The sequence below is a fragment of the Streptomyces sp. TN58 genome (assembly GCF_001941845.1).
GTDB lineage: Bacteria > Actinomycetota > Actinomycetes > Streptomycetales > Streptomycetaceae > Streptomyces.
Genome location: NZ_CP018870.1, coordinates 3,200,148 through 3,223,400 on the forward strand (window position 1 = coordinate 3,200,148; position 23,253 = coordinate 3,223,400).

The 23,253-nt window shown below is 73.7% G+C and carries 22 protein-coding genes; 9 read left to right on the top strand and 13 right to left on the bottom strand.

The features are described 5' to 3' along the window. Positions 1-10 precede the first annotated feature (10 nt). Positions 11-2,425 (bottom strand): serine/threonine-protein kinase, encoded by a 2,415-nt coding sequence (locus tag BSL84_RS14400; protein ID WP_199838724.1) that lies wholly within the window; start codon positions 2,423-2,425, stop codon positions 11-13. Positions 2,426-2,618: 193 nt separating this feature from the next. Further along, positions 2,619-3,413 (bottom strand): VOC family protein, encoded by a 795-nt coding sequence (locus tag BSL84_RS14405; RefSeq protein ID WP_030031189.1) that lies wholly within the window; start codon positions 3,411-3,413, stop codon positions 2,619-2,621. 321 nt (positions 3,414-3,734) lie between these two features. Here BSL84_RS14405 and BSL84_RS14410 point away from each other — a divergent pair, with 321 nt between their 5' ends. After that, positions 3,735-4,382 carry a TetR family transcriptional regulator gene (locus tag BSL84_RS14410; RefSeq protein ID WP_030031188.1) on the top strand — a complete coding sequence of 216 codons (648 nt, stop codon included), beginning with the start codon at positions 3,735-3,737 and terminating at the stop codon, positions 4,380-4,382. 69 nt (positions 4,383-4,451) lie between these two features. Here the strand turns inward: BSL84_RS14410 and BSL84_RS14415 are convergent, their stop codons facing one another. Beyond that, entirely contained in the window at positions 4,452-4,934 is a 483-nt protein-coding gene (locus BSL84_RS14415) for a nitroreductase family deazaflavin-dependent oxidoreductase (RefSeq protein WP_075970484.1), read from the bottom strand. Further along, positions 4,934-6,178 carry an acyl-CoA dehydrogenase family protein gene (locus BSL84_RS14420; RefSeq protein WP_045322215.1) on the bottom strand — a complete coding sequence of 415 codons (1,245 nt, stop codon included), beginning with the start codon at positions 6,176-6,178 and terminating at the stop codon, positions 4,934-4,936. Before BSL84_RS14420 ends, BSL84_RS14415 begins: the two co-directional genes overlap by 1 nt. A gap of 154 nt (positions 6,179-6,332) precedes the next feature. Here BSL84_RS14420 and BSL84_RS14425 point away from each other — a divergent pair, with 154 nt between their 5' ends. Next, entirely contained in the window at positions 6,333-7,526 is a 1,194-nt protein-coding gene (locus BSL84_RS14425) for a thiolase C-terminal domain-containing protein (protein WP_075970485.1), read from the top strand. A 94-nt stretch (positions 7,527-7,620) separates the two neighbouring features. On the opposite strand, the gene BSL84_RS14430 is transcribed toward BSL84_RS14425, so the two are convergent. The 3 genes from BSL84_RS14430 to BSL84_RS14440 form a co-directional block, all read right to left on the bottom strand. After that, complete coding sequence (locus BSL84_RS14430; protein WP_075970486.1) at positions 7,621-7,839, bottom strand: DUF4287 domain-containing protein; 219 nt, start codon at positions 7,837-7,839, stop codon at positions 7,621-7,623. A 149-nt stretch (positions 7,840-7,988) separates the two neighbouring features. Next, positions 7,989-8,915: an RNA polymerase sigma-70 factor gene (locus BSL84_RS14435; RefSeq protein ID WP_075970487.1), complete on the bottom strand. Its 927-nt coding sequence runs from the start codon at positions 8,913-8,915 to the stop codon at positions 7,989-7,991. Between the two features lie 117 nt (positions 8,916-9,032). Further along, positions 9,033-9,506, bottom strand: a complete 474-nt coding sequence (locus BSL84_RS14440; protein ID WP_045322218.1) for a carboxymuconolactone decarboxylase family protein — start codon at positions 9,504-9,506, stop codon at positions 9,033-9,035. 145 nt (positions 9,507-9,651) lie between these two features. On the opposite strand from BSL84_RS14440, the gene BSL84_RS14445 reads away from it, so the two are divergent. Further along, positions 9,652-10,353, top strand: coding sequence for a pyridoxine/pyridoxamine 5'-phosphate oxidase (locus BSL84_RS14445; RefSeq protein ID WP_075970488.1), 702 nt, complete (start codon positions 9,652-9,654; stop codon positions 10,351-10,353). Positions 10,354-10,366: 13 nt separating this feature from the next. Here the strand turns inward: BSL84_RS14445 and BSL84_RS14450 are convergent, their stop codons facing one another. Both BSL84_RS14450 and BSL84_RS14455 read right to left on the bottom strand, forming a co-directional pair. After that, positions 10,367-10,804, bottom strand: coding sequence for a Zn-ribbon domain-containing OB-fold protein (locus tag BSL84_RS14450; RefSeq protein ID WP_075970489.1), 438 nt, complete (start codon positions 10,802-10,804; stop codon positions 10,367-10,369). Next, positions 10,801-11,253, bottom strand: a complete 453-nt coding sequence (locus tag BSL84_RS14455) for a hypothetical protein (protein WP_030030948.1) — start codon at positions 11,251-11,253, stop codon at positions 10,801-10,803. Before BSL84_RS14455 ends, BSL84_RS14450 begins: the two co-directional genes overlap by 4 nt. Before the next feature lie 192 nt (positions 11,254-11,445). On the opposite strand from BSL84_RS14455, the gene BSL84_RS14460 reads away from it, so the two are divergent. The 3 genes from BSL84_RS14460 to BSL84_RS14470 all read left to right on the top strand — a co-directional run bounded on the left by BSL84_RS14460 (position 11,446) and on the right by BSL84_RS14470 (position 16,085). Then, positions 11,446-12,627: a flavin-containing monooxygenase gene (locus BSL84_RS14460; protein WP_075970490.1), complete on the top strand. Its 1,182-nt coding sequence runs from the start codon at positions 11,446-11,448 to the stop codon at positions 12,625-12,627. Between the two features lie 215 nt (positions 12,628-12,842). Further along, complete coding sequence (locus tag BSL84_RS14465; RefSeq protein WP_045322222.1) at positions 12,843-15,077, top strand: acetate--CoA ligase family protein; 2,235 nt, start codon at positions 12,843-12,845, stop codon at positions 15,075-15,077. Between the two features lie 168 nt (positions 15,078-15,245). Next, positions 15,246-16,085 carry an enoyl-CoA hydratase/isomerase family protein gene (locus tag BSL84_RS14470; protein ID WP_075970491.1) on the top strand — a complete coding sequence of 280 codons (840 nt, stop codon included), beginning with the start codon at positions 15,246-15,248 and terminating at the stop codon, positions 16,083-16,085. Positions 16,086-16,093: 8 nt separating this feature from the next. On the opposite strand, the gene BSL84_RS14475 is transcribed toward BSL84_RS14470, so the two are convergent. Beyond that, complete coding sequence (locus BSL84_RS14475) at positions 16,094-16,912, bottom strand: VOC family protein (RefSeq protein ID WP_045322224.1); 819 nt, start codon at positions 16,910-16,912, stop codon at positions 16,094-16,096. Positions 16,913-17,129: 217 nt separating this feature from the next. On the opposite strand from BSL84_RS14475, the gene BSL84_RS14480 reads away from it, so the two are divergent. Further along, entirely contained in the window at positions 17,130-17,762 is a 633-nt protein-coding gene (locus tag BSL84_RS14480; protein WP_420718801.1) for a flavin reductase family protein, read from the top strand. A gap of 101 nt (positions 17,763-17,863) precedes the next feature. Here BSL84_RS14480 and BSL84_RS14485 read toward each other — a convergent pair whose 3' ends face one another. The 3 genes from BSL84_RS14485 to BSL84_RS14495 are packed head-to-tail and all read right to left on the bottom strand — an operon-like array spanning position 17,864 to position 21,115. After that, positions 17,864-18,931 (bottom strand): Zn-dependent alcohol dehydrogenase, encoded by a 1,068-nt coding sequence (locus BSL84_RS14485; RefSeq protein WP_045322226.1) that lies wholly within the window; start codon positions 18,929-18,931, stop codon positions 17,864-17,866. Continuing rightward, entirely contained in the window at positions 18,928-20,181 is a 1,254-nt protein-coding gene (locus tag BSL84_RS14490; protein ID WP_075970492.1) for an acyl-CoA dehydrogenase family protein, read from the bottom strand. The genes BSL84_RS14485 and BSL84_RS14490 overlap by 4 nt, the downstream gene beginning before the upstream one ends. A 13-nt stretch (positions 20,182-20,194) precedes the next feature. After that, positions 20,195-21,115 (bottom strand): SDR family NAD(P)-dependent oxidoreductase, encoded by a 921-nt coding sequence (locus tag BSL84_RS14495; RefSeq protein ID WP_075970493.1) that lies wholly within the window; start codon positions 21,113-21,115, stop codon positions 20,195-20,197. Positions 21,116-21,247: 132 nt separating this feature from the next. On the opposite strand from BSL84_RS14495, the gene BSL84_RS14500 reads away from it, so the two are divergent. Further along, positions 21,248-22,174 (top strand): cyclase family protein, encoded by a 927-nt coding sequence (locus tag BSL84_RS14500; RefSeq protein WP_045322228.1) that lies wholly within the window; start codon positions 21,248-21,250, stop codon positions 22,172-22,174. 142 nt (positions 22,175-22,316) lie between these two features. After that, positions 22,317-23,033 carry a hypothetical protein gene (locus tag BSL84_RS14505; protein ID WP_075970494.1) on the top strand — a complete coding sequence of 239 codons (717 nt, stop codon included), beginning with the start codon at positions 22,317-22,319 and terminating at the stop codon, positions 23,031-23,033. Positions 23,034-23,253: the final 220 nt, after the last annotated feature.

Below are 23,253 nucleotides of genomic sequence, written 5' to 3' on the forward strand. Positions count from 1 at the left end.
CCCGGTCGGGTCACCCGCTCGTACGGGTGCCCGTGCCCTTCGCCGCGTCCAGCGCGTACACGCAGCGGTCCTTGCTGCACGCGTACACCACCCCGGCCTCGGCGACCGGGGCGCCGGCGATCTCGCCGCCGGTGGCCAGCTTCCAGCGCAGTTGGCCGCCCGCCGCGTCCAGGGTGTACAGGCAGTGGTCGGCCGATCCGAAGTGCACCCGGCCGTCCGCGACCGCGGGGAGGCCGGTGATCTCGCCGCCCGCCGCGAACCGCCACTTCGGGGTGCCGGTGACCGCGTCGAGCGTGTACAGCGCGCTGCCCGCCCCCAGGTGCACGTTGCCGCCGACCACCAGCACCGGGTCGGAGGACTGCCGCGACTCCGTCGCGATCCGCCAGCGGTCCTGGCCGGTGGCCGCGTCGAGGGCGTAGACGGTTCCCAGGTAGTCGGCGAGGTAGACCCCGCCGCCCGTGACGGCCGCGCCCGGCGCGAACGCCGGCGGGGCCAGGAAGACCGCGGGGGCCTCGAAGTGCCAGCGGACCCGGCCCGAGGCCCGGTCCACCGACAGCACCCGGGTGCCGGCGGCGACGTACACGTTGCCGTCGGGGGCGGGCGTGACCCGGACGGGCACGTTCCCGCAGGAACCCGCGTCACCGACCGGGTACGACCAGGACTCGCGGCCGCTGCGGGCGTCCAGGGCGCGCAGCCGCGCGTCCTGCCACACGTACACGGTGCCGTCGTGGAGGACGGGGGCCGCCTCCGGCGTCTCGAAGTCGCTCTGCGCGCCGGTCAGCTCCCACAGCTTGTGGCCGTTGGACGCCTCCCAGGCCTGTACGCCGCCGCCGCGGGTGGCGGTGACGACCGTGCCGCGCTCGGCGCGCAGCGCGTACACCCAGGCGTCGGTGGACAGCCGCCACCGCTCGGAGCCGTCGGAGCCGTCGAGCGCGTACAGGGAAGGCCCGTCGGAGGCGTGGATGCGGCCGTCGGCGACCGCCATGGACCAGGCGACGTCACGGGTCTTGAACTGGCGGCGGCCACTGGCCACGTCCAGCGCGTGCACCTCGAAGGACGTCACGTACAGCAGGTTGCCGGCGACGGTCGGGGTGCCCCAGACCTCGTTGGACATGCGGAAGCGCCACGGCCGCCAGCGGCCGCTGTCCGGGGCCGGGCCGGAGCCCGGTACGGGCGGCGCGGCCGGCCCGGTCGCATGCGCGGGGACGGACCCGTCGGGCGAGCGGACCCAGCCGGTCGCCGAGTCCGCCGCGGCGGAGTGCGCCGCGGACGCCGCGGACGCGGTGGCCGTCGCGAACGGGCCGGGCCCGATCGGCACCGGCGAGCCGCCCAGGCGTACGGGCTCACCCGACGGCACCGGGGACCGCGGCGGGTGGTGCGGGCGCTGCGGCACGGCCTGGCCGGTACGCGGGTCCACCCAGCCTTCGGCGCCGCGCGGGCGGCGGTGCGTCGCCTGCTCGGACACCGGACCGCGGCCCCTCGCGCCGCCGCCGTCGCGGCCGGGCGCGGGCACGGCCGCGGCGGGCGTACGGTTCCCGGCGCGCCGGGCCTCGATCAGGGCGACGGCCCGGCCGGGCAGCCACGCCGACGCGGTGCCGCTGTCGTCGCCGCCGTCGAACAGGTGCGGGGCCAGCTGGGCCTGCAGGTCGGCCGGGGTGGGCCGCAGCGAGGCGTCCATCTGCATGCAGGACTCGATCAGCGGCCGCAGCTCCTCGGGGAGCCCTTCCAGGTTCGGGCCCTCGCGCAGCAGCATGAAGACCGTCTCCACCGGGTTCGCCCCGTGGTAGGGCGGGTGCCCGGTCGCGGCGAAGACCAGCGTGGAGCCGAGCGAGAAGACGTCGCTGGCGCCCTTGACGCTGCGCGAGTCCTTCGCCTGCTCGGGCGACATGTAGGCGGGGGTGCCGACGGCGACGTTCGTCATGGTCAGTCGGGTGTTCGAGACACCGCTCGCGATACCGAAGTCGATCACGCGCGGGCCGTCCTCGACGACGAGCACGTTGGACGGCTTCAGGTCGCGGTGGACGAGGCCGGCGCCGTGGATGGACTGCAGGGCCTCGGCGATACCGGCGGCGAGCCAGCGCACGGCCTGGGCGGGCATGGGCCCGCACTCGTTGACGATCTCCTCCAGGGACGGCGCCGGGACGTACGCGGTGGCCAGCCACGGCACGGCGGCCCGCGGGTCGGCGTCGACGACGGCCGCCGTGTAGAAGCCGGACACGGCCCGCGCGGCCTCCACCTCGCGGGTGAAGCGGACGCGGAAGAGCTGGTCCTCGGCGAGCTCCGTGCGCACCGTCTTGATCGCGACCCGCCGTCCGGACGCGGACCGTGCGAGATAGACCAGCCCCATGCCGCCGGCGCCGAGCCGTCCCAGCACCTCGAAGGGGCCGATCCGTCTCGGGTCGTGCTGCGTCAGCTGCTCCACCACTCGCCTCCACACCTCCCCGTACGGGCCACTCACCGGGCCCGCTCCCACCGGCACGGGGACCTGCCCCGTGCAGCGTCTCATTCCGGGGCGCAGCCCGGGTCGCGCAACCCGATTCTGTCAGGCCCGGGCCGGGTCCGGCCCCGGCACGGCGGGCAGGCCGGTGTGATCTGCCCGGCGATCCGTCCGCGGGCGGCTAGCCGTCCGCCGTCGTGCGGGGTTCCGAGAGGAGCCCGAAGACCGCCCCCTGATTGTCCGCGACGACCGCGATCCGGCCGTAGGGGGTGTCGAAGGGGTCCGCGGTGACCCGGCCGCCGAGGCGCTGCACCGTGGCCACGGACCGGTCGCAGTCCGGGACGGCGAAGTAGACGAGGAAGTGCGCGGGCATGATCTCCGGGAAGGCGTCCGTGATCAGGCTGCGGCCCAGGACGGCGGTGTCCGTGCCGGGCGCCTTGCCTGGCGGCGACCAGATGCGGTAGTCGACGCCGGCGTCGTCCTGGTCCTGGGGGACGTAGCCGAAGACCTTCGCGTAGAAGACGTCCACGGCGTCCCGGGCCCGGGTGTAGACCTCGCTCCAGCAGTACGTGTACGGCTCCTGCTGGGCCTCGAAGCCGTGGTGGGTGCCGGGCTGCCACAGCCCGAAGACGGCCCCGCCGGGGTCGGCGGCCATCGCGGCGGTGCCGTAGGGGCCGACCGGCATGGGGTCCATCACCATCTGGCCGCCTGCGGCGCGGATGCGCTGGGCGCAGGCGTAGGCGTCGTTGGTGTAGAGGTAGACGCCCCAGACCGTGGGCATCCGGCCGTCGGGCTTGGGGGCGAGGGCGGCGACGTTGCGGCCCCGGCTGTAGGCCTGCGTGTAGTGGCCGTACTCGGCGCCCGCGCTGTCCGCGTAGGTCCACCCGAAGAGCTCGCCGTAGAACCGCTTGCCCGCCTCGACGTCAGGAAGCGAGGCGTCCACCCAGCAGGGTGCGCCTTCCACGAATGCGGCCATGGGCCCGGTTCCTTCCGCTCTGCGGGGATGTGTACCCTCCCACCCTCTCCCAGCCATGATCCGTCCGAAAACTTGTCCACAGCCTGTTGATAAGACTATTCGGGGGAAACCTCCCGGAACCCGGGCGACACGCCCGGGCCGGACGGCGGCCGCAGCCGGGCCGCGAACACGCGCCGCAGCCGGGTCGTGACCATGCGCCGAACCGGCCTGAATCCGCCTCCGCGGCCACCGCAGAACCCCGTCCACCCAGGCCAGGGAGCCCGTAACCCCATTTGCAGGCGGCCGAATAGCGCGCAGATCACCCCTCGGTAAGCTGACGGCATGACAGGACAAGTACGCACCGTCGACGGGCGTGTCGCCGGCCGGCGCGGCCAGGCGACGCGGCAGAAGCTGCTCGACTGCCTCAGCGAGATGCTCAGCTCCTCGCCGTACCGCGACGTCAAGGTGATCGACGTCGCCCGCAAGGCCGGCACCTCCCCCGCGACCTTCTACCAGTACTTCCCGGACGTCGAGGGCGCCGTCCTGGAGATCGCCGAGCAAATGGCCACCGAGGGCGCGCAGTTGACGTCACTGGTCGAAGGACGGACCTGGGTCGGCAAGTCCGGGTGGTCAGCCGCCGAAGAACTCGTCGACGGCTTCCTGGAGTTCTGGCGTCGCAACGACGCGATCCTGCGCGTGGTCGACCTCGGCGCGGCAGAGGGCGACAAGCGGTTCTACAAGATCCGCATGAAGATCCTGAACTCGGTCACCAACTCCCTCACGGAATCCGTGAAGGAGCTCCAGGCCAAGGGCAAGGTCGACAAGGACGTCAGCCCCGCCGCGATGGCCGGTTCGCTGGTCGCGATGCTGGCCGCGGTCGCCTCGCACCAGAAGGGCTTCCAGACCTGGGGGGTCAAGCAGGCCGAGCTCAAGCCGAACCTCGCCCTGCTCGTCCACCTCGGCATCACCGGCAAGAAGCCGACCAGGTAGGGGCGGGCCCACACCGGGTCCGCCACCCCGGCCGGCTCCGCGCCGGTGCCACCCCCCACCCCGCCGGGATCAGCGGCGCTCCAGGCGGAACAGCCGGATCTCCCGCTCGATGCGCGCCTGGTACGTCGCGTACGGCGGCCAGAAACCCAGCACCGCCCGCCACGCCTCCGCGCGCTCCTCACCCGTCAGCAGCCGGGCCCGTACGGCTATGTCCTCGCCCTGCCAGCTCACGTCCGCGTCCGGGTGCTTGAGCAGGTTCCCGGTCCAGGCCGGATGCCCGGGCCGGCCGAAGTTGGATCCGATCAGGATCCAGCTCCTCCCCCCGTCCTCCGGCATGCACGCCAGGGGCGTGGTGCGCGGCTCGCCGGTCCGCGCGCCCTTGGCGGTGAGGATCACGCCCGGCAGCATCCGGGCGCTCAGCAGGACCCTGCCGCGGGTGAGCTTGTGCACCGCCTTGTCCATGGCGGGGATGAAGTGCGGGGCGATCTTGGCGAACAGCGTGGTCGAGGAGACCTTCTGCATCAGCTTGACGCCGGGAGCCACACGGGCCATCAGACGGTCACCTTCTCCTGTGCGGGCGGGGCGGCGGCGGACGCGGCGGCCAGGGCCGGGGCGGACGCGGGGGCCGGGGCGAACAGGCCCGCCCGGTCCGCGGCGTGCGCCCGCAGCCGGTGCACCGGACCGAACAGCAGCTCGTCGGAGGCCGCCCGCTTGAAGTAGAGGTGCGCGTCGTGCTCCCAGGTGAAGCCGATGCCCCCGTGCAGCTGGATCGCCTCCCCGGCCGTCAGCCGCAGCGCCTCCAGCGCCTGCGCGAGCGCGAGTCCGCCCTGGTCCGGGTCCCACGCCGCGTAGTAGGCCGCCGAGCGGGCCGCCTGGACCTGCACGTACAGGTCGGCGAGCCGGTGCTTGACCGCCTGGAAGGACCCGATGGCCCGGCCGAACTGCTCGCGCTGGCGCACGTACTCCACGGTGCGCGCGAGCGCCTGGCCGGCCGCGCCGGCCGCCTCGGCGGCGAGCACGGCGGAGGCGGGGCGCCCGACGGCGGCGAGGGCCCCCGGTACGTCGGCCTCCTCCCCAGCGGCGCCCAGCAATTCCGCGGGGACGTCACGGAGTTGGATCCGGGCCTGCGGGCGGGTCTCGTCGAGCACGGTCTGCCGGGACCGTACGAGGCCGGGCGCGTCCTCCCTTACGAGGAACAGCAGCGTACGGCTGCGCGCGAAGCCGCCGGTGTGCGCGGCGACCAGCAGCAGGGACGCGCTGTGCCCGTCGAGCGCCTGGGCGGCCTCCCCGTACAGCCGCCAGCCGTCGCCGGCCGCGTCGGGACGGGCCTGGACCCCGCCGGCCCGGCCGCCGCCGGACCAGCCGCCCGCGCAGTCCTCACCGGTCAGCGCGAGGGCGGTGGCGAGCACCGGGCCGGGAACGGCGAGGGCGGCGGTCAGCCCGCCCGACGCCAGCGGCGGGAGCAGCGCGGAGCGCTGGGCGGCGGTGCCGAGGGCGGCGATCAGCGGCGCGCAGAGCACGGCGGTGGCCAGCAGCGGCGAAGGCAGCAGCGCCCGCCCGGTCTCCTCGCAGGCCAGGGCCAGGTCGGCGGGGCCGCAGCCGGCCCCGCCGTACTCCTCGGCCACGGCGAGGCCCGGCAGCCCGAGCTGCCGGGAGAGCTGCTGCCACAGCTCGCGGTCGTATCCGGCAGCGGTGCGGACGGCGGCCTTGACCTCGTCGGGGCCGCAGCGTTTGGCCAGGATCTCGCGCAGGGTACGCCGTATCTCGTCCTGCTCCGCGGTGAAGGCGGCATCCATCGTCGGGCTCCTCCCCGTATCTGACGGGCCGTCATGTTAGGGCGGCGGGCGACAGATGCCCAGGGGGTGGCGGGAGGTGGTTGCGTGAGGACGGGCGCCGCCGGGGATCGGGGAGGCCTGGCATCTGACGACACGTCAGATGTACGGTCCTCGCATGCCTGGACTCACACCCGCAACCGCCCCCCGTCCCGCCCGGCGGGTCGCGGTGGTCGGCGTCGCCCTCTCGGACTGCGGCCGCGTGGACGGCCCCACCCCCTACGCCCTGCACGCACAGGCCGCCCGGCGCGCCCTCGCCGACTCCGGCCTCGACCGCTCCGTCATCGACGGCTTCGCCTCGGCCGGCCTCGGCACGCTCGCACCGGTCGAGGTGGCCGAGTACCTGGGGCTGCGACCCACCTGGGTCGACTCCACCTCCGTCGGCGGCTCGACGTGGGAGGTCATGGCCGCGCACGCGGCGGACGCGATCGCCGCGGGCCACGCCGAGGCCGTGCTGCTGGTCTACGGATCCACCGCCCGCGCCGACATCAAGGCCCGGCGCCGCACCTCGAACCTCTCCTTCGGCGCCCGCGGACCGCTGCAGTTCGAGGTCCCGTACGGCCACACGCTGATCTCCAAGTACGCCATGGCCGCCCGCCGCCACATGCACCAGTACGGGACGACCCTGGAACAGCTCGCCTCCGTCGCCGTACAGGCCCGGGCGAACGCGGCGACGAACCCCGACGCGATGTTCCGCGACCCGATCACCGTCGAGGACGTCCTGGGCGGCGAGATTATCGCCGACCCGTTCACGAAGCTGCACTGCTGCATCCGCTCGGACGGCGGCTGCGCGGTGCTCCTGGCCGCGGAGGACTACGTGGCAGACAGCGCGAAGGCGCCGGTGTGGGTGCTGGGCTCGGGCACCGCCGTCTCCCACACCACCATGTCGGAGTGGGAGGACTTCACCGTCTCCCCCGCCGCCGTCTCGGGCCGCATCGCCTTCGAACGGGCGGGCCTCACCCCGGCGGACGTGGACCTCGCGGAGATCTACGACGCCTTCACGTACATGACCCTGGTGACCCTGGAGGATCTCGGCTTCTGCGCGAAGGGCGAGGGCGGGGCCTTCGTGGAGAAGGGCCGCCTGCTGCGCGACGGGGAACTCCCGGTCAACACGGACGGCGGAGGCCTGTCGGCCTGCCACCCGGGCATGCGGGGCCTGTTCCTGCTGGTGGAGGCGGTGCGGCAACTCCGCGGCGAGGCCGGGGCGGGCCAGGTCACCAAACCCGGCGGCGCCCTCCCCCAGGTCGCCCTTACGTCAGGCACAGGCGGCTGGTTCTGCTCCTCGGGCACGGTACTCCTGGGCCGCGGGTAGGACGGGGACCGGCGGGGCGGGGCTGGGGCTTCGGGGGGCGGGGTCCCGCACCACCGCCGCGCCTTCCACTCCCGCCCCGGCGGCCCCGCCACCGCTACTCGCGCTCCGCGCCCCGCCGGGCCAGCGTGTCGGCCACCAGGGCGTTCGCGTGGCCGTGGCCCAGGCCGTGTTCCGTCTTGAGCCAGGCGACGAGCTCCATGTGCTTGGTCAGCGGCGAGGAGCCGATGAGGTCCTTCCACTCGGCGATCGGTCGGCCGTACTTCTTCTCGATCGACGGGAAGTAGCCGGCAGGGCCCTTCACGGTGTCGGCCATGGTGTGTCTCCTTCGTTGCGGTGCCGTCGTAAGGAAGACCGCTGACAGGGCGGAAACCGAGCGGCGAGCGCGAGTGACCCGCATCACACCATCGGCCTGCGCACCCCGACGACCCGACGACCCGCCGACCCGCCGGTCCCGCCGTGCCGTCAGGCCCTCAGGCCTCGGCGGGCTTCCTTCAGTTCGCGGGCGACGGCCCACGGGTCGGCGACCGGGCCGACGTGGGTGAGCTTGTCGGGGTTGGTCAGGCCGCGGATGGTTCCGATCCGCCCGTCGCGCACGTCCAGGGCCATGAGGTGGACCACCTTGCCCGCGCGGTCGCGGAAGATCGCGCCGGGCTCGCCGTTGATGTCGTGCGGTTCGCACGTCACGTCGATGCGCATCAGCCACGGGTAGACCGAGGCCAGCAGGCGCGCGACGTTCGGTGCACCCGTGACGGCCCTGGCCAGCTGCGGGGCGTTGCCGCCCGCGTCGCCGACGAGCTGCACGTCCGCGGCGAGCAGGTCCTGGAGGCCTTCGACGTCGCCGTCCTTCAGGGCGTCGAAGAACCGCGTCGCCAGTTCCCGCCGCTCCTGGCGGTCGGCCGCGAACCGCGGCCGACCCGCCTCCATGTGCCGGCGCGCCCGTACCAGCAGCTGGCGGCACGCCGCTTCCGAGCGCCCGACCGCCGCGGCGACGTCGTCGAAGCCGAAGGCGAAGACCTCCCGCAGGACGAACACCGCCCGCTCCAGCGGGCTGAGCCGTTCCAGCAGCACCAGTGCCGCGATGGACACCGAGTCGGCCAGTTCCACCGCGCGCGCGGGATCCTCGTACGGGTCGCTGAGCAGCGGTTCGGGGAACCAGGTGCCGGGGTACTGCTCGCGCCGCACGCGCGCGGAGCGCAGTACGTCGATCGAGATGCGTGTGACCGTCGCCGACAGGAAGGCTTTGGGCGAGGTGGGGCGGGTCGCCGTGGCGGCGTAGCGCAGCCAGGTCTCCTGTACGGCGTCCTCGGCTTCGCCGACGCTGCTCAGGATCCGGTAGGCGATCGAGAACAGCAGGGGCCGCAGTTCCTCGAATTCCTCGACCTTGCTCACGCCTGGTCCCCCTCGTTGTGAAGTCCTGCGGCCCGGCCGTGCTCAGCGGCTCGGACCCCTCCGATGATCATGCGGGCCGGCGGCGGCCCGGAACGGGGCGGGTCCCCCGGCGCCCCCTCAGTGGAGCTGCCCGGGTTCGTATCCGCCGGCCGGCTGCTGGGCGATGACGTTCAGCCTGTTGGCCAGGTTCATGAAGGAGATCAGCAGGGTGAGGGCGGTGAGCTGTTCCTGGTCGTAGTGCTTGGCGGCGTTCGTCCACACCTCGTCGCCCACGCCGCCTGCGGCGTCCGCGATCCGGGTGCCCTGTTCGGCCAGTTCCAGGGCGGCCCGTTCGGCGTCGGTGAAGACGGTGGCCTCGCGCCACGCCGCCACGAGGTGCAGCCGTACCGGGGACTCGCCGGCCGCGGCGGCGTCCTTGGTGTGCATGTCGATGCAGAAGGCGCAGCCGTTGATCTGGCTGACGCGCAGTGCCACGAGCTCCTGGGTGGCGGCCGGCAGCGGCGATTCCTTGATCAGCTTTCCGGCCGTCATGAGGTGCTTGAGGGCCTTGCCGGCGGTCGGGTCGGCGAAGTAGTCGAGTCGCGTGTCCATGGTGTGCTCCTCCGTCGTCGTCAGTGGCTGCACTCCCGAGACGAGATGGCAGGGCGTCCTGTGACACGGGTGGCGGTCATGGTGGATGTGACCTGCGTCTCCCCCGCTGCGGCCGGGCGGCTCGGTCCCGATTAGCCTGGGCGTCATGAGCAGCGAAGGCCGTGACGGCGGTGCGGGCGGCGGGATCGGTGGCGAGGAGTTCCGGGGTGTCCTGCACGCCCTGCGCGTGTGGGACGTCCCGCTTCCGGGGTTCGACACGGGGGCGGCGCCCGGCGAGCCCGTGGCGCTGTTCCGGGAGTGGTTCGTGCATGCCGCGCGGGCCGGGCAGCCGGAGCCGCACACGATGAGCCTGGCCACGGTGGACGGCGAGGGTCGGCCCGACGTACGGACGCTGATGCTGCACGACGTCGACGGGCGGGGTTGGCACTTCGCCTCGCACGCCACGAGCGCAAAGGGCGTGCAGTTGGCCGCGCGGCCGGAGGCGGCGCTCGGGTTCTACTGGCCGTCGGTGGGCCGGCAGGTGCGGGTGCGGGGCGCGGTCACGGCGTGCGGCCCGGAGGAGAGCCGGGCGGACCTGGCGGTCCGTTCGCGCGGTGCGCTCGCGGCCGCGCTCACGGGGCGGCAGAGCGAGGTGCTGGGTTCCGTGGAGGAGCTGGCGCGGGCCTCGGCGGCTGCTTGGGAGCGGGCCGGTGTGGAGCCGGATGCGCCGGCTCCGACCTGGACGCGGTACGTGCTGGCCCCGGCCGAGGTGGAGTTCTTCCAGGGGGATGCCGCCCGCCGGCACACCCGCCTGCGCTACCGGCGGGGCGCCGACGGGGCCTGGGCCCGCGAGCTGCTCTGGCCCTGAGGGGGCGGTGGCCTCAGGCTTCCCGAGCCGGGGGCTCGGGCCGGAAGACCGCCACCCACACCCCGTCCGCGGCTTCGCGGAGGGCGGCCTTCAGCGGCATGCCGATGCGCAGGTGTGCCGCGTCGCAGTCCACCACCTCGGTCATCATGCGGGGGCCTTCGGCCAGGTCGACGACGGCGGCGGTGTAGGGGACGCGGGCGCCGAAGGGCGGCAGGTCGTTGCGGTGGATCACCGACCATGTGTAGAGGGTGGCCCGGCCGCTCGCCGTCTCCCAGACGACCCGGTCCTCGTCGGCCCAGCAGTGGGGGCAGAACTCGCGCGGGTAGTGGTGGGCCCGTCCGCAGTCGCCGCACCTGCGCAACAGGAGCCGGCCCTGTGCGGCGGCCTCCCAGTAGGGGCGGGTGAAGTCGTCGGCCTCGGGGAGGTCGTGGCGTACGGGCCTGCCGCTCACAGGAAGAGTCCGATCGCCGCGTCGAGGGACCAGGTCTGCCAGGACATGGCGAGGAGCGCGACGAGTGAGATGAGCGCCATCATCGCGTTCTGGCCCTGCTCGGCCCAGTCGTGGATCATCAGCACCAGGTAGAGGAGGTTCAGCAGGAGGCCTCCGGCCAGTGCGACGGGGGTCAGGAAGCCGAGGACCAGGCCGAGGCCGAGGGCCAGTTCGGCGTAGACGACGATGTACGCCATCGCCTTCGGCCGTGGGGCGACGACCAGCTGGAAGCCGCCCTTGACGAAGGTCCACCGGTGCTTGTTCGCGACGTCGGCGGCCCACGCGATGCCGGTGCCGCGTTCGAACCAGCCCTTCTTGTCCTTGTGCCGCCAGCTCTCCAGCCACCACAGGCCGAGGCCTATCCGGAGCACGGCGAGCCATTCGGCCCCACTGAGCCAGACGGTCTGCATCGGCAGCCCCCATCCCTCGACCCACTGATCTGACGGTACGTCAGTTCAGCGGATGGGGAGCGATCCCGCAAGGGTCCGGCCGGCCACGGCTTCCACGCGGCGGGGCCGGTGAACCCGGCCGTGACCGATCCGCAATCGGATCCCTCCTTGTCTGAGACCCATCAACCCAGCGTGGCGATACGATCACACCTCATGCCCGCAGTCCCCACACCAGCCGTCGACATGACCACCCAGCCCCGCCCCGTGTACGTGATCGGGGCCGGCCCCGGCGGCCTCGCCGCCGCCGCCGCGCTGCGCGCCCGCGGCGTCCGCGCGGTGGTCGTCGAGAAGTCCGACGCCGTCGGCGCGTCCTGGCGGCGCCACTACGACCGGCTGCACCTGCACACCACCCGCCGGCTGTCCGCCCTCCCGGGGCTGGCGATGCCGCGCCGGTTCGGCCGCTGGGTGTCCCGCGACAACGTCGTGCGCTACCTGGAGAAGTACGCCGAGTTCCACGAGCTGGAGCTCGTCACCGGCGTCGAGGTGACCCGCATCGAGCGCGGCCCCGAGGAGGAAGGCGGCTGGACCCTGCACGCCAGCGGCGGGCGGGTGCTGACCGCGGCGGCCGTCGTCGTCGCCACCGGCTTCAACCACACGCCCAGGCTGCCCGACTGGCCGGGCGCCCAGTCGTACGGCGGGCGGCTGCTGCACGCCGCCGACTACCGCAACCCCCGGCCCTACACCGGCCAGGACGTGCTCGTCGTCGGGGTCGGCAACACCGGCGCCGAGATCGCCGCCGACCTCGCGGAGGGCGGCGCGGCCCGGGTGCGGCTCGCCGTGCGTACCGCCCCGCACATCATGCGCCGCTCCACCGCCGGCTGGCCCGCCCAGCGCAGCGGGATCCTCGTGCGGCGCCTGCCGGTGCGACTCGTGGACCGGCTGGGCGCGCTCGTGGCGAAGGCCTCGGTCCCGGACCTGTCGGCGTACGGGCTCCCGCGTCCCGCCACCGGTCTGTACAGCAGGGTCCGACAGGGCGCGATCCCGGTGCAGGACGTGGGCCTGGTCGACGCGGTGCGCGCCGGGCGGGTGGAGCCGGTGGCCGCCGTGGAGGCCTTCGACGGGGCGGAGGTGGTACTCGCGGACGGCTCGCGCATCACCCCGGACGCGGTGATCGCGGCCACCGGGTACAGCCGACGGCTGGAGGGGCTGGTCGGCCACCTCGGGGTGCTGGACGAGCGCGGCCGGCCCCGCGCGCACGGCTCCCGCACCTGCGAGGAGGCGCCCGGCCTGTACTTCACGGGCTTCAGCAACCCCATCAGCGGCATGTTCCGCGAGATGGCCCTGGACGCGGAGAGGATCGCCAGGGCGGTGGCACGGCGGACGGACGGCCGCTGAGCGGGCCGTGAACCGGCCCGCCCCCTGAGGCGTGGGCGATCTCGGCCGGAAGTGCACTCTGGACCGGATCCGGCGGTGTCTGCCACCGTTCACCACACCACCTCCACCAGCTTTCCCGCGCAGCCCTGTTCCTGACGGCACGTCAGTTCAGTAATCTGACTACACGTCAGTTATCGAGTTCCATCGAGGTTCATCGAGCAGGAGCGGGCGGAACGATGCTTGGATCTACTCACGGCACCCTCACCACCGACTTCCGCGCACGAGTCGAGGCCTGCGGGGAGACCCCCCGGGCGGCCGTCCACTCCTCGGCGGCCCCCTCCGCCGACGACGCGGTCCCCGTGGACGTCAGCGGACGGCCGCTGCACGCCGACGTACCCGACCTGGACCGGTTCTTCCGACCCGAGTCCGTCGCCGTCGTCGGCGCCTCCGACGCCGAGGGCAGACCCAACACCGGCATCACCCGCCAGCTCATCGCCTGGGCGGAACGCGTCGGTGCCCGGATCCACCCCGTGCACCCCACCCGCCCCGCCGTCTTCGGGCTGGCCTGCCACGCCTCCGTGGCCGACCTGCCCGAACAGGTGGACCTCGCCGTCCTGCTGGTGTCCGACCCGCTGCCCGTCATCGAGGAACTGGCCGACACCAAGGTGAGGTTCGCCGTCGCCTTCGCCTCCGGATTCGCGGAGACCGGAGACGCCGGAGCCGCCGCCCAGGAACGCCTCGGCGCCGCCGTCCGGCGCTCCGGCCTGCGCCTGCTGGGCCCCAACACCAACCTCAACGCCTTCCAGGCCTTCCGCGACGACCTCGACGGCCCGGCGATCGCCCTGATCACCCAGTCCGGCCACCAGGGCCGTCCCGTCTACACCCTCCAGGAACTGGGCATCCGGCTGTCCCACTGGGCACCCACCGGCAACGAGGCCGACCTGGAGACCTCCGACTTCATCTCCTACTTCGCCGAGCAGCCCGAGGTCGGCGCCATCGCCTGCTACGTCGAGGGCCTCAAGGACGGCCGGTCCTTCCTCCTCGCCGCCGACCGGGCCGCCCGCAACGGCGTCCCCGTCGTCGCCGTCAAGGTCGGCCGCACCGAGACCGGCGCCCGCACGGCCGCCTCCCACACCGGGAAGCTGACCGGCGCCGACACCGTCGTCGACGCCGCCATGCGCCAGTTCGGCGTCATCCGCGTCGACGGCCTCGACGAACTCCAGGACACCGCCGCCCTCCTCGCCCGCGCCCGCAGGCCCAGGGCCGACGGCGTCGTCGTGTACTCCATCTCCGGCGGCACCGGCGCCCACTTCTCCGACCTGGCCACCGAGGCGGGCCTGACCCTGCCCACCCTCTCGCAGGCCAAGCAGGACGAGCTCCACCAGTGGATCCCGCCCTACCTCAGCGTCGCCAACCCCGTCGACAACGGCGGCCACCCGGTCGGCGACTGGCGCGGCCGGAAGATCATCGACGCGATCCTCGCCGACCCGTCGGTCGGCGTCCTGATCTGCCCGATCACCGGCCCCTTCCCGCCGATGAGCGACCGGCTCGCCCAGGACCTGGCGGACGCGGCAGAGCAGACCGACAAGCTGATCTGCGTGATCTGGGGATCCCCCGTCGGCACCGAGGACGCCTACCGCACCACCCTCCTCGGATCGTCCCGCGTGGCCACCTTCCGTACCTTCGGCAACTGCATCACCGCCGTGCGCGCCTACCTCGGCCACCACCGCTTCACCACCGGCTACCGCTCCCCCTTCGAGGACGCACCCCGCCTGCCCTCCCCCTCGTACCGCAAGGCGCAGGCCCTGATGCGGCCGGGACAGCAGCTCAGCGAGCACGCAGCGAAGCAGCTCCTGCGCGCCTACGGGATACGCGTGCCCCGCGAGCAGCTGGTGACGAGCGCGGCAGCGGCGGTCCGCGCGGCCGGGCTGGTCGGCTACCCGGTGGTGATGAAGGCCTCCGGCCCGCAGCTGGGCCACAAGACGGAACTCGGCCTCGTGAAGATCGGCCTGACCTCCGCGAGCCAGATCCGCGACGCGTACCGGGAGCTGACCGACATCGCACGCTACGAGAACGTCCCGCTCGACGGGATCCTGGTCTGCCAGATGGTGGAGCGGGGCGTGGAGATGGTCGTCGGGGTCACCCATGACGACCTCTTCGGCCCGACCGTGACCGTCGGGCTGGGCGGCGTCCTCGTCGAGGTCCTGCACGACGCGGCGGTCCGCGTCCCGCCGTTCGGCGAGGAACAGGCCCGCGCGATGCTCGCGGAGCTGCGCGGCCATGCCCTCCTGGAGGGCGTCCGGGGCGCGCCACCGGCCGACGTGGACGCGCTGGTGGAGGTCGTCCTGCGGGTCCAGCGGATGGCCCTGGAGCTCGGCGACGAACTCGCCGAGCTGGACGTCAACCCCCTGATGGTCCTCCCCCGGGGCCAGGGCGCGGTCGCCCTGGACGCCCTGGCCGTCTGCCGCTGAGGCCGCGCTCACCGCCGCCGGGCTCCGCCCGGCCCCTGGTCCTCCTACGCCGGCCGGGGTGAACATCCGACCCCGCCGGCGTCTGAGGCGTGGGGGCCCGGGAGCGGCGCCCCCGCCACTGCGCCGCACCCACCGCACCCCGCCCGCCCCGAACGGGAGTCACCCCGCATGCCCACCGCCCCCGAGGACACCGTCCTGCACCGCACCGAGAACAACGTCCGCTGGATCACCCTCAACCGCCCCGAGGCGATGAACGCCCTCACCTGGGCGCAGCGCGAACAGGTCATCGCCCTGCTCGACGACGCCTCCGCCGACCCCGCCGTCCGCGCCGTCGTCCTCACCGCCACCGGCAAGGGGTTCTGCGCCGGCGCCGACCTGCGCGGCGGCCCCGGCTCGGCCGCAACCGGCGCAACCGGCGCAACCGGCGCAACCGGCGGAGACCGTGTCGCCGGCGACGTGGCCCGCATGATCCGGCTCGGCGCGCAGCGCCTGATCACCGCGGTCCTCGACTGCGAGAAACCGGTACTCGCCGCCGTCAACGGCACGGCCGCCGGCATCGGTGCGCACCTCGCCCTCGCCTGCGACCTCGTGATCGCCGCCGAAGGGGCCCGCTTCATCGAGGTGTTCGTCCGCCGCGGCCTGGTCCCCGACGGCGGCGGGGCGTACCTGCTGCCGCGCCTGGTCGGCCCGCAGAAGGCGAAGGAGCTGATGTTCTTCGGCGACGCGGTCCCGGCGGGCGAGGCGGCTCGGCTCGGCCTGGTCAACAAGGTGGTCGCGGCCGGGGAGCTGGAGGCCGCCGCCCGGGAGTGGGCCGAGCGGCTGGCCCAGGGCCCCACACGGGCCCTGGCCATGACGAAGCAGCTGGTCAACGCCTCTCTGGACGGCGACCGCGCGGCCGCGCTGGCCGCCGAGGCCAGCGCTCAGGAGATCAACATGACCACCGCCGACGCGAACGAGGGCGTGGCGAGCTTCGTGGAACGCCGCACGCCCAAGTACCTCGGCCGCTGATCCCCGCCCTACATGCCCGGGTCGGGCCTCAGCAGTGCGAACACCGCGCCGGCGGGGTCCGCGAGCCAGGCGATCCGCCCGACGTCCGGTACGTCGGCGGCCGGCATGAGGACGGTCCCGCCGTTCTCCCGGGCCCGTCCGACGGTGGCGTCGACGTCCGCCACGTGGAAGTAGGGCACCCAGCGCGCCTCCTGCCCGTCGCCCTCGCCGGAACCCGTACCCGCGCCCGTACCCGCGCCTTCGCCGAGCGGGGCGACCCCGCCGAAGGAGGCGTCCTCCTGGTCGCCGTCGGCGGTGCTCAGGACCCGGTACGTCATCCCGGGCGCCTGCATCTCGGCGTGCCGCCAGCCGAACAGTCCGGCGTAGAAGGCGATGTCCGCGACCGGGTCCGGTACGTGGAGTTCCGCCCACACCAGGGTGTTCTCGGCGGAGGCGACGTCGAAGCCGGCCGTGTTCCCAGGCTGCCAGCAGGCGAACTCGGCGCCCTGCGGGTCGGTGAACTGAGCCAGCCACCCCTCTCCCATGACGTCCATGGGCTCCATCCGCACCGTCCCGCCGCCGGCCCGGACGGCCTCGGTGGTGGCCTGGATGTCGGGGGTCATGAAGTGGTGCATCCAGGCCGACCGGGCGCCCTCCTCGGTGAGGGGTCCGAGCGCGGCGACGGTCTTCCCGTCCTGCCGGAAGAAGCCGTACCCGCCGGCCTCGGGGCCCGCGGAGGCGAACTCCCAGCCGAAGACCGCCCCGTAGAAGGAGGCGGCCGCGCCGGTGTCGGGGCTGCCGAGGTCGAGCCAGTTGGGTGATCCGGTACGGAAGTCGGTGCCGAGCATGGTGGTCCCTCCCGGGGTACGGCGGCGTACGGGTGCGCTGCCACGATGCCGAGCCTCCTCCCCGGGGCGGGGGTACGGGCCCGCCCACCCGCCCGGTTTCACCCGCGCGGGTGCACCCCCGGCCGGCCCGCCCGGTGCGGCGGCCCGGGCCGCCGCCGCACACGGCCGTGCCCCGGCCCTTCACATCTGACGGTCCGTCAGTTTCAATCGGGGTGTGATGGGACATGCAGGGATGGCGGCCACCGTCGTCCGATACCTGAGATCAGCCGGCGCCCCCGCCTCCGCCACGGCGCGGCGGGACGCCGAGTCCGTCGACGTCCTGCCGCGGCCCGACCTGCGGGCCGTCGGCGAGGACGAGCGCGCGCCGGTCAGCCCCGCCGAATTCCGGGCGGTGCTGGGAAACTTCGCGAGCGGGGTCACCGTCATCACCGCGCCGCCCGGACAGGACGAGGAAGGGCCGGCCGGCTTCGCCTGCCAGTCCTTCGCCTCGCTGTCCCTGGATCCGCCCCTGGTCACCTTCATGGTGGCCCGTACGTCCACGACCTGGCCGCGGATCGCCCGCGCCGGGGTGTTCTGCGTCAACATCCTCGGGGCCGAACAGGGCGAGCTGTGCCGGTCCTTCGCCGTCAGCGGCGCGGACAAGTTCTCCGGGGTGGCCCACACCCCGGCCCCCGTCACCGGATCGCCGCAGCTCGACGCCGTACCCGCCTGGATCGACTGCCGGATCCACGCCGTCCACACCGGCGGGGACCACCTCATCGTCGTGGGCCGGGTCGTGGCCATGGGCGCGGCCGGCGAAGGCGATCCGCTCCTCTTCCACAAGGGCCGCTTCGGCCGCCTCGCCGACTGAGAGCCGCCGGCCGAACGCCGCCCGCTGAAGGGCTTCCGCACGGCCGCCTGCCGGCCCGCCCTCCGGGGGCGGACCGGCGGTCGTCGTACCGGACGGATCCGTCAGAAGGTGAGCACCCCGCGGGCCACCCGCCCGTGGTGGGCGTCGCCGACGGCCTTGGCGAAGTCCTCGACCGGGTAGACCTCCGTCACCAGCTCGTCCAGCAGCAGCCTGCCCTCCCGGTAGAGCTGCGCGTACAGGGCGATGTCGCGCTGCGGGCGCGAGGATCCGTACCGGCAACCCATGATCGTCTTGTCGAGGTACATGGACGAGACGAGGAAGGACGCCTCCTCCTTGAAGCCCGGCACGCCCAGCAGTACCGCCTGGCCGTGCCGGTCGAGGAGGTCGACGGCCTGGCGGATCAGCCTGACGTCGCCCACGCACTCGAAGACGTGGTCGGCGCCGGTCGGCAGGACCTCGCGGACCGCCGCCGACGAGTCGGCGGCCGCGGACGCGTCGATGAAGTGCGTGGCCCCGAACCGCCGCGCCACCGCCTCCTTCGCCGGGTTCGCGTCCACCGCCACGATCGTCGCGGCGCCGGCGATCCGGGCGCCCTGGAGGACGTTCAGGCCGATACCGCCGGTGCCGATGACGACCACCGTCTCGCCGTGGTCGACACGTGCCCGGTTGAGGACCGCCCCCACTCCGGTCAGGACCCCGCAGCCGATGAGCGCCGCCGACGTCAGCGGGATGTCGGCCGGGATCCTCACCGCCTGCACGGCCTTGACGATCGTCCGCTCCGCGAAGGCGGAGTTCGACGCGAACTGGAAGAGGGGCTTGCCGTCCCGTGAGAAGGGCTGCCCCGGCATCCCGATCGCCTTGCGGCACATCGTCGGCCGGCCCCGGTCGCAGTCCGCGCACGCCCCGCAGTTGGCCAGGGTGGACAGCGACACGTGATCGCCGGGCGCCACATGCGTGACCCCCTCGCCGACGGCCTCCACCACCCCGGCGCCCTCGTGCCCCAGCACCACCGGCGGCGGGAACGGGATCGTCCCGTCCATCACCGACAGGTCGCTGTGGCACAGCCCCGCCGCCCGGATCGCGACCAGCACCTCCCCCGGCCCCGGATCCCGGATCTCCAGGTCGTCGACCACCCGGGCCTGCTTGCCGTCGAACACGACGCCTCTCACCTGGACTCCTTCGGCAGGCCGAGCACGCGCTCGGCGATGATGTTGCGCTGGATCTCGTCCGAACCGCCGTAGATCGTGTCGGCGCGGGTGAACAGGAACAGCCGCTGCTCCTCGTCGAGCCCCAGCTCGTACGGCAGGTCCGGCGCCCACGCCGCGGGTCCGGCCGCGGCCGCGGCCCCCCGGACCTCCACCGCCAGTTCCCCGAGCCGCCGGTGCCAGCCGCCCCAGAGCAGCTTGGCGACGCTCGGCGCGCCCGGATCGCCCTGCGCGCCCAGGGTCCGCAGCGCGTTCCACCGCATGGTGCGCAGCTCCGCCCACTGCCGTACGAGGCGGTCGCGGATGACCGGGTCGGCGGGCGCCGCGGGAGCCGTCGCCGAGGGCGCCCCCGCAGTCGCACCCGAAGCCGCCGTAGCCGAGGCCGCGTACAGCGCGAGGACCCGTTCCAGCTCGGCGGCGAAGCCGATCTGCTGGACCAGTGTCGACACGCCCCGCTCCAGGGCGAGCAGGCCCATGGCCACGGTCCAGCCGTCGCCCGGCGCGCCCACGACGTCCGCCGCCACCGCCCCGTCGAAGAAGACCTCGTTGAACTCCGAGGTCCCCGACATCTGCCGGATCGGCCGGACCTCCACGCGGCCCGGCTGGTCCATCCGTACGAGGAGGAAGGACAGCCCGCGGTGGCGCCGCGAGCCGGGCTCGGTGCGGGCCAGGACGAAGCACCAGTCGGCGTCGTGGGCGAGGGAGGTCCAGATCTTCTGCCCGGTGACGCGGAACAGCCCGTCGGCCGGGTCGCGCACTCCGGTCGTACGGATGCCCGCGAGGTCGGAGCCGGCGCCCGGCTCGCTGTACCCCTGGCACCACAGCTCCTCGCCGCGCGCGATGGCGGGCAGGTGGCGGCGCTGCTGCTCCTGACTGCCGTGGGCGAGGAGGGTGGGCGCGAGGAGGTTCTCCCCGATGTGCCCGACCCGGCCGGGGGCGCGCAGCGCCGCGTACTCCTCGGCCCACACCACCTGTCCGGTCAGCGACAGCCGGCGCTGCCCGTAGGCGCCGTCCGGGGCCTGCCAGCCCTGTCCGATCCAGCCGCCGCGGCCCAGCTCCCGCTCCCACGCCCGCCGGAGCTCCACCTCCTCGTGCTCGCCGCCCGGCCCGCCGAGGCCGACGGCGCGCGCGTAGGGGCCCGTCAGGTGCTCCGCCAGCCACGCCCGGGCCCGGGTGCGCAGCTCCTCGTCCTCGGCGCCGAAGCTGAAGTCCATGCCGCTCCCCCCGTCAGGCGTTGGGGCGGTCCTTGGCGGCCGCCGCCTTCGCCATGGACTCCAGCTGCGCCAGCATCGGCATCGGGTCGGTGCCGACGGTTCCGGGCAGGAAGTCGGCGATCTTCTCCGGGGTCCAGGAACCCTCGGCGTATCCGGCGCGCAGTTCGCGCGGCTGCGCCCACACGGCGATCTTCGGGCCGGCGATCGTGTAGACCTGCCCGGTGATGCGCTCGCCGCCGACGGCGACGGCCTTGTCGGAGAGCAGGTAGGTGACGAGCGCGGCGACGTCCTCGGGTTCGCCGATCTCCTTGAGCTCCATGGGGACGTTGGCCGACATGCGGGTGCGGGCGACGGGTGCGACGGCGTTGGCGGTGACCCCGTACTTGGCCAGGCCCAGTGCGGCGGAGCGGACGAGGGAGATGATCCCGCCCTTGGCGGCGCTGTAGTTGGCCTGGGCGACGGAGCCCTGGTGGTTGCCGCTGGTGAAGCCGATCAGGGTGCCGGAGCCCTGGCGGCGCATGACGGCGGAGGCGGCGCGGAAGACGGTGAACGTGCCTTTGAGGTGGGTGGCGACCACCGGGTCCCACTCCTCCTCGGACATGTTGAAGAGCATCCGCTCGCGCAGGATGCCGGCCACGCAGACGACCCCGTCGATGCGCCCGTACCGGGCGAGCGCGGTGTCGACGATGCGCTGCCCGCCCGCCATGGTGGACATGTCGTCGGCGACGGCGACGGCGTCCCCGCCGGCGGCCTGGATCTCCTTCACGACGCCGTCGGCGATCTCGCTCGTGGGCTCTCCGCCCTCGATGCCGACGCCGTAGTCGTTGACGACGACCTTGGCGCCCTCGGCGGCCGCGGCGAGTGCCACCGCCCGCCCGATGCCCCGGCCGGCGCCGGTGACGGCGACGACCCTGCCTGCCAAGAAGTTCCCCACGTCGGCCCCTTCCCGCGTTTTCTGACGGACCGTTAGATTCTATGGGCAGTCGGACGCGGCTGCACAAGCCCCCGTCAACGCCATCCGCATCCTCAACCGCATTCGCATCCACGCGAGGAGCTGTCGACGCCCATGACCCTGCCCGCCGAGTTCCACGACATCGCCAAGCGCGTCAACAACTGGGGCCGCTGGGGCGCCGACGACGAGGTCGGCACTCTGAACCTGATCACCGACGAGGTCGTACGGGGTGCGGCCGCCGCGATCCGCAGCGGCCGGCGCGTCCCCCTGGCCCTGCCCCTCAAGGAGGACGGCGTCCAGGTCGGCATGATCCCCGGCCGGATCAACCCGCTGCACACGATGGTGCAGATCAACCAGGAGCTCTTCGGCCCGGGCACGGTGGCGTGCAGCGACGACGCCGTCAGCATGGGCCTCCAGGCGGGCACCCACTGGGACGCCCTCACCCACGTCTCGCACTCGGGCCGGATCTACAACGGCCGCCCCGCCGGCACCATCACCGCCCACGGCCGGGCCGAGTTCAGCGGCATCGACAAGGCCGCCCCGATCGTCTCGCGCGGGGTCCTCCTCGACGTGGCCCGCGCGAAGGGCCTGGACCGCCTGCCCGGCGACCACGCGGTGACGCCGGCGGACCTGGCGGAGGCGGAGGAGTTCGGCCGGGTCACCGTCCGCCCCGGCGACATAGTCCTGGTCCGCACCGGGCAGATCCAGGTCTACCTGGCGGGCGACCGGCACGGCTACGGCTTCCCGTCCCCCGGGCTGTCCGTCCGTACGCCGGAGTGGTTCCACGCGCGGGACGTGGCGGCCGTCGCGAACGACACCCTGACCTTCGAGATCTTCCCGCCGGAGATCGAGAACCTGTGGCTGCCGGTCCACGCCCTCGACCTCGTGGAGATGGGCATGCACCAGGGCCAGAACTGGAACCTCGAAAAACTGTCCACAGCCTGTGCAGAAGAGAACCGCTACGCCTTCCTCCTCTCCGCCATGCCCGAGCCCTTCGTGGGCGGCACCGGCACCCCCGTCGCCCCGGTGGCCATCCTCTGAGACCCGTCCGTGCAGGTGGCGAGGGGTGCGGCCACCCCGGCGGCCCGAGCGCCACACCGGGTGGAACCATGTTGTGTCCATGACGCGTCACCGTTCTCGCGTCACCCCCCGCTCCTCACCACCCTCAGCACTGGAGAAGCGCATGACCAACCCGTACCAGGCGTCCCCGCCCCCGCCCCCGCCGCCCTTCACCCCCGTCCCGCCGCGGCGCTCAGGCGGAAAGTTCGTCACCTTCCTGGTCCTGGCCCTGGTCGTCGGCGGCGCCTACGGCGCCTCCAAGGTGCTGGGCGCGGACGACGGCAAGTCGTCCACGTCCACCTCCGCCTCCGCGTCCCCCTCCGCCAAGCCCACGGCGAAGGACCCCGGGTCCCCCGAGTCCTCCTCCGACACCTCCAGCGCGTGGAAGGTCGGCGACTGCGGCGGCCCCGACCTGTCGAAGGGCGCCGACGCCTACAAGCGGACCTCCTGCTCCGACTCCGGCGCCACCTTCAAGGCCATCGACATCAAGGAAGCCAGCATCCTGCCGGGCTCGATCCAGTGCCCGCCGGGCACCGACGTGATGATCGAGGTGAGCATCTCCTACAACGGCGGCAAGTCGAGCGGCATCCCCACCAACACCGTCTGCGGCCGCAACGTCTCCAACGACCACCCCGGCGACGCGGGCGCCGGCGGCGGCCAGCTCGTCAAGGGCGACTGCGTGACCTCCCAGGCCAAGGAGGTTCCGTGCGGCAGCTCGGGCGCACTCAAGGTCCTCGGCCTGGTCAAGACGAAGGAGGAGTGCCCCTCCGGCACCACCGACCCCATCCGTCTGACCATCTCGATCGGCCGCCCCTACGACGTGATCTGCACCGACGGCTGACGACCGCACGGCCGGACCCGCGTACGACGACCGGCCCGCGTGCGGGGGGCCGGACCGCCTGCGGGGGCCGGACCGCCTGCCCAGGGCCCGCCTGCGCCCCGCCGCCCGCCCGTGTGATGCGGGTGGCGGCGGCGCGCGTGCACGCCCCGAGCGCGGCACGGCAGCCGCCACCCCGCGACCCGCACTCGTCAAGGCGTGTCCTTGGCGTCCCCTCGCGTCG